Source organism: Burkholderia sp. Ac-20379 (assembly GCF_017104645.1).
Classification (GTDB): domain Bacteria; phylum Pseudomonadota; class Gammaproteobacteria; order Burkholderiales; family Burkholderiaceae; genus Burkholderia.
The window spans coordinates 1-1,122 of sequence record NZ_JAAGPF010000749.1 but is presented as its reverse complement, the minus strand read 5'-3'; the positions used below and the strand labels follow the sequence as shown (position 1 = coordinate 1,122).

At 73.3% G+C, this 1,122-nt stretch carries 1 protein-coding gene; it reads left to right on the top strand.

Annotated features, from left to right (window positions below; translation table 11 throughout):
- On the top strand, positions 1-1,122 hold a 1,122-nt coding region (locus G3N92_RS34390; RefSeq protein WP_206131919.1), incomplete at both ends, for an AAA family ATPase.

The following is a 1,122-nucleotide window of genomic DNA, read 5'->3' as shown; positions in this document are numbered from 1 at the left end:
AGGAGCGAGGCGGCACGCCGGAAGCCCTGCAGCCGACAGCCGAGGTCTGTCGCACCGAGCGCGCTGGGCCCGGCGAGGCCAGAGGGGCCGTCGCGCCGCCGCAGGCGGGCGGCCAGCAGGCGCTGCGCCAGTTCACCGTCGATCTGACCGCGCAGGCGCGCGACGGCAGCCTCGACCCGATCGTCGGGCGCGACGGCGAGATCCGGCAGGTCGTCGACATCCTGATGCGGCGGCGGCAGAACAACCCGATGCTGGTGGGCGAGGCCGGCGTGGGCAAGACGGCGGTGGTGGAGGGCTTCGCGCTGCGCATCGCGCGCGGCGACGTGCCGCCGGCGCTCAGGGACGTGGAGGTGCGCACGCTCGACATCGGCCTGCTGCAGGCCGGCGCGAGCATGAAGGGCGAATTCGAGAACCGCCTGCGGCTCGTGATCGACGCCGTGCAGGCCTCGCCGAAGCCGGTGATCCTGTTCATCGACGAGGCGCACACGCTGGTGGGCGCGGGCGGCGCGGCCGGCACCGGCGACGCCGCGAACCTGCTGAAGCCGGCGCTCGCGCGCGGCAACCTGCGCACCATCGGCGCGACCACCTGGGCCGAATACCGCAAGCACATCGAGAAGGATCCGGCGCTGACGCGGCGTTTCCAGACGGTGCCCGTCGACGAGCCCGACGAGGACAAGGCGATCCTGATGATGCGCGGCGTGGCGAGCACGATGGAGCGCCACCATCGCGTGCAGATCCTCGACGAGGCGCTGGAGGCGGCCGTCAGGCTGTCGCATCGCTATATCCCGGCGCGGCAGTTGCCCGACAAATCGGTGAGCCTGCTCGACACGGCCTGCGCGCGCGTGGCGATCAGCCAGCACGCCGTGCCGGCCGAGATCGACGATGCGCTCAAGCGCATCGAGGCGCTCGAAACCGAACGGCAAATCATCGCGCGCGAGCAGCGGATCGGCATCGACACGGCCGCGCGCGAGGCGCAGGTGCTCGACGCGCTGGCGGCGCAGCGCGCGCGGCTCGCGCTGCGCGAGGCGGCGTGGGACGAGGAGAAGGCGCTGGTCGAGCGGATCCTGGCGCTGCGCGCGCAATTGCGCGCGGAGGCGGAGCCGGTCGAGGGCACGGGCGGCG